General features: G+C 55.8%; 12 protein-coding genes. 4 read left to right on the forward strand and 8 right to left on the reverse strand.

The window, feature by feature from the left end; all coding sequences use genetic code 11:
- Window positions 1-267: 267 nt before the first annotated feature.
- The 4 genes from ACQE2I_RS08335 to ACQE2I_RS08350 all read left to right on the forward strand — a co-directional run bounded on the left by ACQE2I_RS08335 (window position 268) and on the right by ACQE2I_RS08350 (window position 4,444).
- Window positions 268-1,944: a carbon starvation CstA family protein gene (locus tag ACQE2I_RS08335; RefSeq protein WP_427031145.1), complete on the forward strand. Its 1,677-nt coding sequence runs from the start codon at window positions 268-270 to the stop codon at window positions 1,942-1,944.
- Window positions 1,945-1,961: 17 nt separating this feature from the next.
- Window positions 1,962-2,264, forward strand: coding sequence for a cory-CC-star protein (locus tag ACQE2I_RS08340; RefSeq protein ID WP_427031146.1), 303 nt, complete (start codon window positions 1,962-1,964; stop codon window positions 2,262-2,264).
- Window positions 2,265-2,381: 117 nt separating this feature from the next.
- The gene (locus tag ACQE2I_RS08345) at window positions 2,382-3,389 is read left to right on the forward strand and encodes an ArsA family ATPase (protein ID WP_427031147.1); all 1,008 of its coding nucleotides are present in this window, start codon (window positions 2,382-2,384) and stop codon (window positions 3,387-3,389) included.
- Complete coding sequence (locus ACQE2I_RS08350; protein WP_427031149.1) at window positions 3,389-4,444, forward strand: tRNA-queuosine alpha-mannosyltransferase domain-containing protein; 1,056 nt, start codon at window positions 3,389-3,391, stop codon at window positions 4,442-4,444. The genes ACQE2I_RS08345 and ACQE2I_RS08350 overlap by 1 nt, the downstream gene beginning before the upstream one ends.
- Before the next feature lie 29 nt (window positions 4,445-4,473).
- Here ACQE2I_RS08350 and nth read toward each other — a convergent pair whose 3' ends face one another.
- The 8 genes from nth to metG all read right to left on the reverse strand — a co-directional run bounded on the left by nth (window position 4,474) and on the right by metG (window position 12,603).
- The gene (gene nth / locus ACQE2I_RS08355) at window positions 4,474-5,112 is read right to left on the reverse strand and encodes an endonuclease III (RefSeq protein WP_427031150.1); all 639 of its coding nucleotides are present in this window, start codon (window positions 5,110-5,112) and stop codon (window positions 4,474-4,476) included.
- Window positions 5,113-5,155: 43 nt separating this feature from the next.
- Window positions 5,156-5,857 carry an electron transport complex subunit E gene (locus tag ACQE2I_RS08360; protein WP_427031151.1) on the reverse strand — a complete coding sequence of 234 codons (702 nt, stop codon included), beginning with the start codon at window positions 5,855-5,857 and terminating at the stop codon, window positions 5,156-5,158.
- On the reverse strand, window positions 5,854-6,510 hold the full coding sequence (locus tag ACQE2I_RS08365) for an RnfABCDGE type electron transport complex subunit G (protein ID WP_427031153.1): 657 nt from the start codon (window positions 6,508-6,510) through the stop codon (window positions 5,854-5,856). Before ACQE2I_RS08365 ends, ACQE2I_RS08360 begins: the two co-directional genes overlap by 4 nt.
- Window positions 6,507-7,547 carry an RnfABCDGE type electron transport complex subunit D gene (locus tag ACQE2I_RS08370; protein WP_427031155.1) on the reverse strand — a complete coding sequence of 347 codons (1,041 nt, stop codon included), beginning with the start codon at window positions 7,545-7,547 and terminating at the stop codon, window positions 6,507-6,509. The genes ACQE2I_RS08365 and ACQE2I_RS08370 overlap by 4 nt, the downstream gene beginning before the upstream one ends.
- Window positions 7,544-9,214 (reverse strand): electron transport complex subunit RsxC, encoded by a 1,671-nt coding sequence (gene rsxC / locus ACQE2I_RS08375; protein WP_427031156.1) that lies wholly within the window; start codon window positions 9,212-9,214, stop codon window positions 7,544-7,546. Before rsxC ends, ACQE2I_RS08370 begins: the two co-directional genes overlap by 4 nt.
- On the reverse strand, window positions 9,198-9,809 hold the full coding sequence (rsxB, locus tag ACQE2I_RS08380; RefSeq protein ID WP_427031158.1) for an electron transport complex subunit RsxB: 612 nt from the start codon (window positions 9,807-9,809) through the stop codon (window positions 9,198-9,200). The genes rsxC and rsxB overlap by 17 nt, the downstream gene beginning before the upstream one ends.
- 5 nt (window positions 9,810-9,814) lie before the next feature.
- Complete coding sequence (rsxA, locus tag ACQE2I_RS08385; RefSeq protein WP_427031160.1) at window positions 9,815-10,396, reverse strand: electron transport complex subunit RsxA; 582 nt, start codon at window positions 10,394-10,396, stop codon at window positions 9,815-9,817.
- Window positions 10,397-10,566: 170 nt separating this feature from the next.
- Window positions 10,567-12,603, reverse strand: a complete 2,037-nt coding sequence (metG, locus tag ACQE2I_RS08390) for a methionine--tRNA ligase (protein ID WP_427031161.1) — start codon at window positions 12,601-12,603, stop codon at window positions 10,567-10,569.
- Between the last annotated feature and the right edge of the window lie 31 nt (window positions 12,604-12,634).

The raw sequence follows: 12,634 nt of genomic DNA on the forward strand, positions 1-12,634 counted from the left end.
GTTTAGCAGTTTAGATAGATTGCCGAGAACGGCCAAGACGACCTTGGCCGAATGCCGTCCCAGTCAATAGTGGAATGTGCATGGGGATGGCCAAGTCGAACAGAGGCGACACTTTGGTAAGTACGACTTTAGAAGCAACTTAAGTAGTTAAATTCGTATTGTTATGGACTTAATTGTTGACTCATACCACCCTGTAAAAGGAGAGCCGTAGCGATACGCTGGCTGAGTAAATAAACAATAACAATCAAATCCAAAGGAGCTGCGCCCATGAGTGCTATTTTCCTGCTGGTGGTAGGTCTTGGCGCAATGGCCTTGGGGTACTTCGTGTACTCCAAGTTTATTGCGGAGAAGATTTACCAATTAGACCCTGATTTTAAAACCCCTGCCCATGAGTTTGAGGACGGCGTCGACTATGTGCCGACCAATCGGTTTGTGTTATGGGGCCATCACTTTACCTCCGTTGCTGGGGCTGCCCCCATTGTTGGTCCCGCTATCGCGGTGATCTGGGGCTGGGCGCCGGCCTTTTTATGGGTGGTGTTTGGCACCATATTTTTTGCCGGTATCCATGACTTCGGCGCTATTTGGGCCAGCGTGCGCAATAGAGCCAAGTCGGTTGGTGCGTTAACCGGCGATGTCGTCGGCAAGCGGGCCCGCAGTATCTTTATGATCGTTATCTTCTTGGTACTGCTGATGGTCAACGCGGTATTCGCGGTGGTCATTGCTGGACTGATGATGAACTTCCCCAGCGCCGTGGTACCGGTATGGGGGGCGATTATCGTTGCTTTAATAATCGGCCAACTGATTTATCGCCGGATTATCAGCCTGGCGGTGGTGTCGGTGATCGGCGTGGTGGCGCTCTATGCGTTAATCGGCATTGGTCCTTCGGTGCCCATTCAAATGCCTGCTGAAGTCGGCGCTATGTCGGGTAATGCGGTATGGATTCTCATTCTGTTCGGGTATGCCGCGATTGCTTCGCTGCTGCCGGTTTGGATGCTGCTTCAACCGCGTGATTATATTAACGGTCTTCAATTGTTTATTGGCCTGCTTATTCTGTACGGCGCGTTAGTACTGTTGAACCCAACGCTGGTAGCGCCTGCGTTTAATAGCGATGTTCCCGCTGGTACGCCGTCGTTAATACCGCTGCTGTTCGTGACCATTGCCTGCGGTGCGATATCCGGTTTCCACGGGCTTGTCTCGTCAGGCACAACGTCTAAGCAGTTGAATAAAGAGACCGACGCCCGCTTCGTAGGGTATTTCGGTGCGGTGGGCGAGGGCATGCTCGCGCTGGCGGCGATTTTGGCCGCCACCGCTGGTTTTGCCACCGTTGGCGACTGGCAGGCAATGTACACCGCCTTCGGGCAGGGCGGCGTTAATGCCTTTGTTGAAGGCGGCGCCTTTATTATCCATAACGGCCTTGGCTTGCCGGAAGTGACGGCAGCAACGCTGTTAACGGTGATGGCGGCGCTATTTGCGGGTACCACGATGGATACCGGTTTACGCCTGCAGCGCTATATCTTCCAAGAGTGGGGCGATATCTATAACCAGCCATGGATGAAAAAGCCAGCGATTGCCACGGGCTTGGCGGTGGGCACCTGCCTGCTGTTAGCGTTTGGCGCGGGCGGTGCCGACGGTTCCGGTGGTTTGATCATCTGGCCGCTATTCGGCACCACTAACCAACTGCTGGCTGGCTTAACCCTGTTGGTGATTACCGTGATGTTGGTACGTATGAAGCGGCCCATGTGGTTTACGCTAGCGCCACTTTGCTTCCTGCTGGTGATGACTATTCTGGCGCTGCTGATACAGCTACGCACCTTCTGGAATCAGGGCAATATGTTCCTGTTGGTGCTGGATATCGTGGTGCTGGTGGCCGCTATTATGGTGGCGATGGAGTGTGCCTCAGCGCTCAAGCGTTCGCGCGCCGAAATGGCTGCTCAAGGTGACTAACTTGGAGGATTAACCTTATGCACGATGACCCGATGCACGGGTCGTCGTCACGTCGTGACAAGTTGCGGGCTTGGTTAGACCAGGCCCGCTTCTTCACTGAAGAGGTATATAGTTCGCGCTACCGTGGCGCTATTGCGCGGGCGCGACGCGACGAAGACGACCTGTTTATGCTGTTGGTATTTTCCGAAATGATGGGCTTACAAAATCCAGCCTCTTACTACACCCTTGAACTCCAGCCGCTGCTATTAGAGCGTTTTCATGATTGGCACATGCGAATGGGCATGGAGCACTCGCCGCTGGATCACTTCCGCTGTTGTTAGTAGTGAGTAGTGAGTAGTGAGTAGTGAGTAGTGAGTAGTGAGTAGTGAGTGGTGAATGGAAGCAATCGATAACTGCGCGGTTCTATTACCATCTAATCCGAACAAGTGAGAAGCGCCATGCAAGCAGTACTCAACCGTCGCCTTTTATGGGTGGGCGGCAAAGGGGGCGTGGGTAAAACCACCGTGGCGGCTTCGTTAGCAGTGTTGGCCGCTAGCCGTGGAAAGCGTACCTTGGTGGTCTCCACAGACCCCGCGCATAGCCTAGGCGATGTATTTGATCGCGAATTGGGCGATGTGCCACGTCGCCTGCTGCCCAACCTTGACGCCATGGAGATCGACCCTGATATAGAGGTCGAAGCCCACTTAAAGCGGGTAACCCAGCAGATGCGCCGCTACGCTGCGCCTGACATGATGCAGGAGCTGGAGCGCCAGATGCGCCTCACCCGCCAATCACCCGGTACCCAGGAAGCCGCATTGTTAGAACGCTTGGCGCGCTTAATGGTGGATGACACGGCGCCTTTTGACCTAATTATTTTCGATACGGCGCCGACCGGACATACGCTCAGGCTGTTAACACTGCCCGAAGCCATGGCCGCTTGGACGGATGGTTTACTGGCCCATAACCGCAAGTCGGCTGAGCTTGGGAAGGTGTTGGATCACCTGACTCCCAAGCGTGGTCGCGATGTGGCAACCCCTTTCGATGACCCCACTGAAGACCCGTTGGATGATTTAGACGAGCGCACTCGGGATGTGGCGAAAACGCTGATCAATCGGCGACGTTTATTTCATCAAGCCAGACGTCGTATTGAAGACCCTAAAGCCTGCAGTTTTCTGTTTGTTATGACACCGGAACGGCTGCCGATTCTAGAGACGGATCGCGCCGTGCGCGCGTTGGAAGAAGTGCATATACCCGTGGCGGGCACGCTGATTAATCGAGTGATACCTGCTGATGCTGACGGGGCGTTTCTGCAAGCGCGGCGTGAACAGGAAGCGAGTTATTTAGCGCGTATTGATAGCCTGTTTGCGCGCTTACCCCGCCCGATGCTGCCTTGGCTGCCCACCGACGTTCAAGGTATTGAAGTGTTAGAGTTGCTCGCAGGAAAGCTGGAACAGCAGGGATTTTAATGCGGGTATTACTGTTATCTGCCTATGAGGCGGTGAGTCACCGCTACTGGGCGGAGAGTTTGATGGCGCAACTCAATGACATTGAGTGGACGCTATTGAGCCTGCCGCCACGCCATTTTGCCTGGCGTATTCGCGGCAATCCGCTGAGCTGGATGTTAAAAGAGCACGACACTCTCAGCCAATCGTTTGATGCGGTGCTCACCACGTCGATGGTTGATCTGGCAACGCTGATTGGGCTGTTTCCACATCTTGGGCGCGCCCGAAAGATCGTTTACTTCCATGAAAACCAGTTCGCCTACCCGGAATCAAGCGATCAAATGCCGCAAGTTGAGGCCATGATGGTCAATCTCTATGCGGCGTTGGCGGCGGATAGCGTGGTGTTTAACAGCGCCTACAACCGTGACTCTTTTATCGATGGCGCCCGGGCTTTCCTGAAGAAAATGCCCGAAAATCTCCCCGCAGCTAAACCTCTCGAGGCATTACGTGCGCGAGCCCAGGTATTGCCGGTACCCATCCCTGCTAGCAGTACAGCTCATCAGCATAAAACGATACCCCACCGTATTGTGTGGAATCATCGCTGGGAGTACGACAAAAATCCCGACGACTTCTTTGCGGTGCTATTTGCGTTAAGCGATACAGGCGTCTCGTTTGAGTTAGCGGTATTGGGCCAGCGATTTCGCCAAGCGCCGGCTATTTTTGCCGAGGCTGAGCAACGCTTAGCCAAGCATGTTGTGGCTTGGGGACCGCAGCCGGAAGAGGCGTATCGCGAGCTGCTGGATAGCGCCGGTATTGTGGTATCAACCACATGGCATGAGTTTCAGGGCTTGGCGATTATGGAAGCGGCCCAGCGCGGGACACTGCCGCTAGTACCTGATCGACTCTGCTTTCCCGCGCTCTATCCGCCAGCCTATCGCTATGATGGGACGCGGGAAGGGCTTTATCAGCGGCTTAAGGCTTGGCTAACCGATCCAACAACGCGTCCTGAGCCCATCGATAGCACGTCTTGGGAGTGGCCTGCATGGCGCGAGGCTTATCGAAAGTTGCTAATGGATTAAGCTGGGTAGCGTAAGTGGCTATTAATCCCCTAGGCAAGCTCGGTTTTGTCTTTATAGTCGCACAGATCCTCGATAATGCAGCTACCGCAGCGGGGCTTGCGGGCAATGCAGGTATAACGGCCGTGCAGAATCAACCAATGGTGAGCATCTTGCAGAAAGGCTTTGGGCACATGGCGCAACAGCTTGTGCTCCACTTCAACAACATCTTTGCCTTTAGCGATGCCGGTGCGATTGGAAACGCGGAATATATGCGTATCTACCGCCATGGTGGGCTGACCAAAGGCGGTATTGAGAATCACATTGGCGGTTTTACGCCCCACGCCCGGCAAGGCTTCTAACGCTTGGCGGGTGTCTGGCACCTCGCCGCCATGTTGGTTGACCAGCATGTGGCAGGTTTTCATCAGGTTTTCGGCTTTGGTGTTGTATAGGCCGATGGTTTTGATATGTGCTTTAAGCTCGTCGATACCCAAATCAATGATCGCCTGAGGCGTGTTGGCAACAGGGTAGAGCCGCGCCGTGGCTTTATTCACCCCCACATCGGTGGCTTGCGCGGAAAGCAGCACCGCGGCAAGCAACTCAAATGGTGTATTCCAATTAAGCTCGGTGGTTGGGTGCGGGTTTTCCGCCTGAAGGCGAGCAAAAATTTCATGGCGCTTTTGGGCATTCATGGCAGATCTCTTGGTTTAATTATCCCCGTTATTTACTTAACGGCTATTTAATCGTACCTGTGACCCGCACGCGGCGATCAGCGCGCGGCGTGGCGGCCAAAGGGTGCGCACGGGCAGCGCTGCGTTGATCGATGACATTTTTTAGGGCGATTAACATACCCGCTACAAAAAATGCCCCCGGCGGTAGCACGAAAAACAGGAACTGGTAGTCGTCAGCAATGGTTAGTTGCCAATGGGCCGCGCCGGGCCCAAACAGCAGCGCCATACCGCTGAACAGCGTGCCTTGGCCGAGTAACTCGCGTAGGGCGCCTAAGAGCACCAGTACGGCACCAAACCCCAGGCCCATCATAAAACCGTCGATGGCTGCTGGCAGCACCGGCTGGCGCGAAGCAAAGGCATCGGCGCGACCAAGAATGGCGCAGTTGGTGACGATCAGGGGAATAAAAATCCCCAATATCTGATAGAGCGGGTAGGCATAGGCAGCCATCAACAGTTCAGCGCAGGTGACAAAAGCGGCAATCACCATCACGAAAGCGGGCAGGCGCACCGCGCTGGGCACCTGGTGGCGAATTAGCGAAATCGCTGTGCTAGCGCCCACCATGACCAGTAGCGTGGCCAGTGCCAACCCCAGCGCATTAACGACGCTGATGCTAACGGCTAACAGCGGACAGAGCCCCAGCAATTGAACCAGCGCGGGATTATTCGACCAGAGGCCGCTGCGGGCCAGTTCTTGCCATTGGCTCATTGTTGGGTCTCCTCAAAGGTAATCGGCAGCGGTGTGTCGGCGACGTACTGGAGCGTTTTATAAACGGCATCAACCACGGCGCGTGGGGTGATCGTTGCGCCGGTGAAGGCATCAAAGTGACCGCCATCTTTGGCTACTGCCCAGCCGTTTGGCGGCAAGCTATCTAGCCCGAGACCATTAAAATGGGTGACCCAGTCGCTGCGGCTGCGCTCAATGTCATCACCTAGGCCGGGGGTTTCCTGGTGCTGGGTAACGCGCACACCGCTAATCCGCTGCTGCTCGTTAATGCCGACTAAAAGCTGAATTTGGCCGTTATACCCCAGCCGCGACACCACCGGCAAAATCACCGCACTGCTCGTGTTACTGTCCTTGTTGCTGTCTTGATCGCTCACCCACCAGCCTTGGCTGCCACTCTCAATTCCCAGCGCTGCTGGGTTGGGGATCGTAAACGTGCTTTCAAGCACCTGGGCGATGGGTGTCTTTGCCAACGCATCGGGCAGCACCTCTTGAAGCTGGCGGTGTTGGTAAGCTAGCTGATGCGTTGCTATACGCTCAGCGGTTAGTGCCCGGGTCAGCGCCACGCTGCCCGCAGTGACCAGGGCAAAAATGCCTAAAGCAAACGCACCACGCTGCATAGCCTGAAAGAGGGTCATGGCCGCTCTCCTGGCGAGGCTTTTGGCTGACCGGTGGGGCGTGGCATGCTATATAAATCCAGTAACGGCACGCACAGGTTCATTAGCAGTACCGCAAACGCCAGCGCATCCGGATAGCCGCCAAAGGTGCGAATAATCATCACCAGTGCGCCAATGCCGGCGCCATAAATGAGTTTGCCGTGTTGGCTGGTGGCGGCAGAAACCGGGTCGGTGGCAATAAAAAACGCCCCAAATAGCGTTGCCCCTGTTAGCAGGTGAAACAGCGGCGAGGCAAAGTGGCTGGGGTCGCTAAGATAAAACAGCGTGGCCAGTACCCCCATGCTACCCAGCATAGCGATTGGAATATGCCAACTGATGATCCGCTTCGTTAGCAACAGGAGGCCACCCGCTAGCCAGGCAAGAGCCACCCATCGCCAGGCACTTAGCGTGCCTTCAGGCAGTGGGTTCGTGGCCCAGAACTCGCTGGCAAGCACTGCTTCGCCTTTATGTTTAAAGGCATCAAGCGGTGTGGCGCCGCTTAAGCTGTCCAGCTGTACGGTTGGCAGCGTTCCAGCGATTTGCGCCCATAAGTCGCTGGGCAGGAGTTCCTGGGGCGGCGCCCATAGCGTCATATAGGTAGGAAAGGATACCAGTAGCAAAGCGTAGCCAATCATGGCGGGGTTGAATGGGTTGTGCCCTAAGCCACCGTATAGCTGCTTGGCGACCACGATTGCCGCGATCATCCCCACACCGATCAACCACCAGGGGCTAGCGGGAGGCAGCGATACGCCCAGTAAAATGCCGGTTAGTAGGGCGCTTGAGTCATTCAATGTTACCCGTATGGGGCGCTTGCGAAGCCATAGAATGGTTGCCTCTAGGCCGAGGCCAAACGTTGAAGCCAGTAGCACATTGCTGACAACGCCCAGGCCAAAGAAGTAGCTCATGGTGGCAATGCCTGGCAGCGTTGCCACGATCACCCAGCGCATTAAGTTTGCCGTTGGCGGCACGGACGTCGCCTTCGCGGCGTCTTTAACACCTGAGGCGTGCATCATGCTCATGGTGACTCCTTACTGGCACTGTCGAGTGGCTGCTGCTCACGCGCCTGGGCAAGCTGATATTCGGCGGCTTTTAAGTTTTCTTGCGCGGTGGCAAGCTGCATTTCCAAATCATCCAGCGGTTGCTTGGGGTCTTCCTGGGCCACGCGTGCCAGCGTCTTCTCGGCTTTTTTAACCGATGCTTTGGCGGCGGCATGAGCAATGCGTAGGCCACGCAGGTCTACTTGCCCGCTGCTAGCTGTGACGGCATCGGTGGGAGTGCGCCGGCTTTGTGCTTTGCGCGCGTCACGGCGGGCCTGTTTTTCAGCCTCTTCTCGTGCTAGTCGTGCTTGGCGAAATTCAAAGCGGTGTTTTGCGTGCTCTGCTTTTACCGTCTCGATGCGCTGCAGGCGCAAGCGCTCTTTGGCCTCGCGGTAATCCGTCACCAGCGGAATATGGCTGGGGCAGACATAGCTGCAGGCACCGCACTCAATGCAGTCGAACAGGTGATAGCGCTCCAGCTTGGCATCGTCTTGGGCGCGGGTGTACCAGTGTAGCTGCTGTGGTAGCAGCGCTACCGGGCAGACACTTTCACACTCGCCGCAGCGAATGCAGGGCGATTCGGCAGGGGCAGGCGGCAGCTCGTCGAACGTTGCGGCGACTAAGCAGTTGGTAAGTTTGGTAACTGGCGTATCGAGCGTGAGCAGTGGAGACCCCATCATGGGGCCGCCTTCGATCACTTGGTGTAGTGCAGACGGGTTTAATCCCGCCTGTGCCAGCAGTTCCTTAACAGAAGTGCCCAGGCGCACCCAGCGATTGCCGGGTTGGCTGATCGCCTCGCCGGTCAGCGTGACAATTCTGGAAATCAACGGCTGGCCATCGCGGACGGCGTGTAGAGTTGCCAATAGCGTACCGGGGTTGTGGCAAAGCACACCTACATCAGCGGGCAGGCCATCGCTTGCCACGTTAAGGTCGAGCAACTTTTTAATTAGCTGGCGCTCGCCGCCACTGGGGTAGCGGGTGGGAATCACCTTTAATTCAAGGGCGATCGGCTGGCTCACCTGAATAGCGCGCCGCAGCGCTTCAATGGCGTCGGGCTTGTTGTCCTCAATGCCAATAACGATATGCTGCGCGCCGCATAGTTTGGCGATGATCTGCGCGCCTTCGATTACCTCACTGGGATAGTGGCGCAGAGTGAGATCATCGACGGTAATATAGGGCTCGCACTCCGCCGCGTTTATGACCAGGGTGTGAATGGCATGCTGCTCGACCACCCGGGCTTTAATATGGATGGGGAAGCCCGCACCGCCTAAGCCGACAATCCCGCTTTCGTTTAAACGCGCTAGTAGCTCACCGGGCTCGGCGCTGTGCCAATCGAGGCTAGGCAGCCGTTGCCCGTTATCTTGCCCATCGCTATCAATGGTGATCTGGACGTCGCTCACTTCGGTAACCGTGCCGCTAATGCTGGCGTGTAGGTTGCTGGAGATCATGCCTTCTCGCTTAGCAATCACGCTGCCGGTTTTTACGAGTTGGCCCGCCTCCACGCAGGGTGTGGCGGGCTGGCCACGGTGCTGCTGCAGCGGGAGAATTACCCGGCTGGGCAGTGGAGCTTCCATCAGCGCTACTTGGTTAGAGCGATATTTGCGCTGCGGTGGATGAATGCCACCAGGAAAGTCAAAGGCGCGCGACATGGCTATCCCCTAACGTAGCGACTCGGTCGCTGGCAATCACATCCGCTGACGGCGTTATTAACGGCTGCCACTGGGTGAGCGGGGCTGAGCGTGGCAGCATATCAATACAGTCAACGGGGCAGGGGTCCAGGCAAAGGTCGCAGCCGGTGCACTCGTCTTCAATCACGGTATGCATGAACTTGGCGGCGCCGATAATCGCATCGACCGGGCAGGCTTGGATGCACTTGGTGCAGCCGATGCACTCCGCTTCGCGAATAAACGCCACCTTGGCTTCGCTTTGGGCGTCGCCGTCCAGCGGTTCAGGTTCGCGGCCTAGAAGATCAGCCAGGGCATGAATCGTCGCTTCGCCACCCGGTGGGCATTTATTCAGCGCATCGCCCTGGTTTATGGCTTCGGCGTAAGGGCGGCAGCCCGGGTAGCCGCACTGACCGCACTGGGTTTGTGGCAGTAGCGCATCAATTTGCTCAACCAGCGGGTTATCTTCACGTTTGAAGCGCGCGCTGACCACCCCTAACAATGCCCCGAAAACAATTCCCAACCCAGTGAGAACCCCCACGGCGCTGAGAATGCTCCACCACGAAAACGTGTCACCCATGGCAGTTACCCCTGCACCAGTCCGGAAAAGCCCAAAAACGCCAGCGACATTAAACTAGCGGTGACCATGGCAATCGCGGCGCCTTGGAACGGTTTGGGAATATCGGCCCCCGCTAAGCGTTCGCGCATGGCGGCAAACAGCACCAATATCAGCGAAAAGCCCAACGCTGCGCCCAAGCCATAAAGCGTCGTGTGAAAAAAGCTTAACTCGCGATTCAGCGACAGCAATGCAACGCCTAATACCGCGCAGTTAGTGGTGATCAGTGGCAGGAAAATGCCCAGCACTTGGTGCAGCAGGGGGCTCAACTGGCGCACCATGATTTCGGTAAACTGCACCACGGCGGCGATCACTACGATAAAGCTAATGGTACGCAGATAAGTGATATCCAGCGGGACAAGCAGGCCGTGATAAACCACAAAGCTCGCTGCAGACGCCAGGGTCAGCACAAAGGTGGTGGCCATGGACATGCCCATGGCCGATTCCAGTTTATTGGAGACGCCCATAAAGGGGCACAGGCCCAGAAACTGAACCAGCACGAAGTTGTTGACCAGCGCAGTGCTGATCAAAATGATAAATAGCTCACTCATGGTGACGTATTCTGCGAACAAAAGGCGGCATTGGCTAGTGCGAAGCTAGGAAGCTTGATGAGATAACAGCCTCTGAATGGAGTGGTCTGTGTTCGAAGTGCGCTAAGCAGTAATGAAAAAAGGGCAGAGCGCTTGTGCCTCTACCCTTTTGCATTGGTGGCTACGCTCGGTTAAGTAACCCGTTGGCCCGGCTCTGCGCCAGTGTCGGGGGAAAGCAAATAGATACCTTCCTGGTTGGCCGAGGCCAGTACCATGCCTTCAGACATGCCAAAACGCATTTTACGCGGTGCCAAATTGGCCACCATAACCGTCAAGCGGCCTTCCAATGCTTCCGGCGCATAGGCGGAGCGAATGCCGGAGAACACGTTGCGGGTTTCGCCACCTAGGTCGAGGGTCAACTGCAGCAGCTTGTCGGCGCCTTCGACATATTGGGCTTTGGCAATGCGCGCAATGCGCAGATCGACTTTGGCAAAGGCGGCAAAATCGATTTCCGCGGCGATGGGCTCTTCTGCCAGCGGGCCTTTAGGCGCCTCTTTGAGTTTCTGCTCTTCCACGAGATCTTCCTTCGATGCTTCAATCATCGCATCGATTTTATCGCGTTCAACGCGGGTCAACAGCGGCTTGAATTTATTGATCGAGTGACCGGTCAATACGTTTTGACGCGAGTGCCAATCCAGCGACTCAACGTTAAGAAACGCACGGGCCTGTTCCGCCATCGCGGGCACCACAGGGGCAAGATAGACCATCAGTTGTCGGAACAGGTTAATGCCGACCGAGCAAATATCGAGTACTTCAGCGTCGCGGCCATCCTGCTTGGCCAGCGCCCAAGGCTCTTTATCAGCGATATAGGTGTTGGCCTCGTCGGCCAGCTCCATAATTTTGCGCATTGCCCGGCTAAATTCACGTGCTTCAAAGTCGTCGGCAATATCGTCACCGGCGGCAATAAAACGGGCGACCATTTGCGGTTCAGCGCAATGCGCGGAGAGTGTTCCAGCGCCGATTTTTTTCACGAAACCGGCGCAGCGGCTGGCAATGTTAACGACTTTACCGACCAGGTCTGAATTGACCCGCGCGCTAAAATCTTCCAGGTTTAAATCCAAGTCATCGACTTTGGAAGTAAGCTTGGCGGCAAAGTAGTAGCGCAGGTATTCAGGATTCAAATGATCGGCGTAGGTGGCGGCTTTAATAAAGGTGCCACGAGATTTCGACATCTTGGCGCCGTCCACCGTCAGGAAGCCGTGGCAGTTGACGGCGGTGGGCGTGCGAAGGTCTGCGCCATGCAACATGGCGGGCCAAAACAGCGCATGGAAGTAGACGATATCCTTGCCGATAAAGTGGTATACCTCGGCGTCGGAGTCTTTGTTCCAGTAGCTGTCGAAGTCGATGCCTTCGCGATCACATAAATTCTTAAAGCTGGCCAGATAGCCAATCGGTGCATCCAGCCAGACATAGAAATACTTGCCGGGCGCGTCAGGGATTTCAAAGCCGAAGTAGGGCGCGTCGCGGGAAATATCCCACTCGTTAAAGCCCGACTCAAACCACTCCATCAACTTATTGCGGATTTGCGGCTGAACGTGACCGTCGTCGATCCAGCGCTGTAAAAAATCCGCAAAGTCGGGCAGCTTAAAGAAGTAGTGCGTCGAGGTACGTACTTCGGGTGTCGCGCCCGATATGGCCGAAACGGGGTTAATCAAGTCGGCGGGGGTGTAAGTCGCGCCACACTTTTCACAGTTATCGCCGTACTGATCATCGGCGCCGCACTTGGGGCAGGTGCCTTTAATAAAGCGGTCCGCTAGAAACAAGCCTTTTTGGGGGTCGAACATCTGCTCGATATCGCGGGTGGCGATATGGCCTTTGTCGCGCAGGCGCTTATAAATCATTTCGCTGAAGTGGCGATTTTCGGCGGAGTGAGTCGAGTGATAATTATCGAACCCAACGCCAAAACGGGCAAAATCTGCTTGGTGATCCTGGGAAACCCGCTCAATGAGCGCTTCAGAGGTAATCCCTTCCTGCTCGGCGCGCAGCATAATGGCGGTGCCATGGGCGTCATCGGCACACACGTAGTAGCACTGTTGGCCACGGCTTTTCTGGAAACGAACCCAGATATCAGTCTGGATATACTCAAGCAGGTGACCGAGGTGGATAGCTCCGTTGGCGTAAGGGAGCGCGCTAGTCACCAAAATGTTGCGCGTGGCGGTTGTAGACATGGTGAAGGTTAATTCCGAGTGAATAGGAGTG

This window comes from Halomonas sp. H2, assembly GCF_050215315.1.
GTDB lineage: Bacteria > Pseudomonadota > Gammaproteobacteria > Pseudomonadales > Halomonadaceae > Vreelandella.

Bases quoted from the DNA above. Each gene is read 5' to 3' on its own strand.
- ACQE2I_RS08365 (WP_427031153.1), bottom strand. From the start codon at position 6,510: ATGACCCTCTTTCAGGCTATGCAGCGTGGTGCGTTTGCTTTAGGCATT.
- rsxA (WP_427031160.1), bottom strand. From the start codon at position 10,396: ATGAGTGAGCTATTTATCATTTTGATCAGCACTGCGCTGGTCAACAAC.
- rsxC (WP_427031156.1), bottom strand. From the start codon at position 9,214: ATGTCGCGCGCCTTTGACTTTCCTGGTGGCATTCATCCACCGCAGCGC.
- ACQE2I_RS08335 (WP_427031145.1), top strand. From the start codon at position 268: ATGAGTGCTATTTTCCTGCTGGTGGTAGGTCTTGGCGCAATGGCCTTG.
- ACQE2I_RS08350 (WP_427031149.1), top strand. From the start codon at position 3,389: ATGCGGGTATTACTGTTATCTGCCTATGAGGCGGTGAGTCACCGCTAC.
- ACQE2I_RS08345 (WP_427031147.1), top strand. From the start codon at position 2,382: ATGCAAGCAGTACTCAACCGTCGCCTTTTATGGGTGGGCGGCAAAGGG.
- metG (WP_427031161.1), bottom strand. From the start codon at position 12,603: ATGTCTACAACCGCCACGCGCAACATTTTGGTGACTAGCGCGCTCCCT.
- ACQE2I_RS08340 (WP_427031146.1), top strand. From the start codon at position 1,962: ATGCACGATGACCCGATGCACGGGTCGTCGTCACGTCGTGACAAGTTG.
- ACQE2I_RS08370 (WP_427031155.1), bottom strand. From the start codon at position 7,547: ATGAGCATGATGCACGCCTCAGGTGTTAAAGACGCCGCGAAGGCGACG.
- nth (WP_427031150.1), bottom strand. From the start codon at position 5,112: ATGAATGCCCAAAAGCGCCATGAAATTTTTGCTCGCCTTCAGGCGGAA.
- rsxB (WP_427031158.1), bottom strand. From the start codon at position 9,809: ATGGGTGACACGTTTTCGTGGTGGAGCATTCTCAGCGCCGTGGGGGTT.
- ACQE2I_RS08360 (WP_427031151.1), bottom strand. From the start codon at position 5,857: ATGAGCCAATGGCAAGAACTGGCCCGCAGCGGCCTCTGGTCGAATAAT.